This is a genomic window from Streptomyces fildesensis, from assembly GCF_016107395.1.
GTDB lineage: Bacteria > Actinomycetota > Actinomycetes > Streptomycetales > Streptomycetaceae > Actinacidiphila > Actinacidiphila fildesensis.
Genome location: NZ_JAAIKO010000176.1, coordinates 1 through 488, shown reverse-complemented (window position 1 = coordinate 488; position 488 = coordinate 1). Strand labels below are relative to the sequence as shown.

Below are 488 nucleotides of genomic sequence, written 5' to 3'. Positions count from 1 at the left end.
GCTTGGTCCGGCCGAGCAGGACGTCCAGGAATCCCACGGGTCCTCAGCTCCTTCTCTTCACGCCTGGCCACCCGGTTTCCCGCCCGCCTCGCCCAGCTGCACGGAGATCTCCGCGAGCGCCTCGATGCGGCGTTCCAGGCTGGGGTGGGTGGAGAACATCGCGGCCAGCGCCGTACCGGGCCCGAGGGCCGGGGTGAAGAAGAACGCGTTGAACGCCTGGGCGGTACGCAGATCCTTGGTCGGGATACGGGCGATGTCGCCGCTGACCTTGATCAGCGCGGAGGCCAGCACAGATGGTTTCCCGGTCAGCATGGCCGCGGCGCGGTCGGCGGCCAGTTCGCGGTAGCGGGACAGCGACCGGATCAGCAGGAAACTGATGCCGTAGACGAGCGCGGAGACCGCCATGACGATCGCGAGGAGGGCGGCGGTGTTCTGGTCGCGATCGTTGCGTCCGCCGAACAGCTGGGAGTAGAAGGCGAAGCGGACGA

Annotated in this window: 1 protein-coding gene; it reads right to left on the bottom strand. The window is 68.2% G+C overall.

Annotation, left to right across the window (positions count from 1 at the left end; all coding sequences use genetic code 11):
- Positions 1-57: 57 nt before the first annotated feature.
- The coding region (locus C6N31_RS47205; protein ID WP_198359657.1) for a M48 family metalloprotease at positions 58-488 on the bottom strand (431 nt) is incomplete at its 5' end.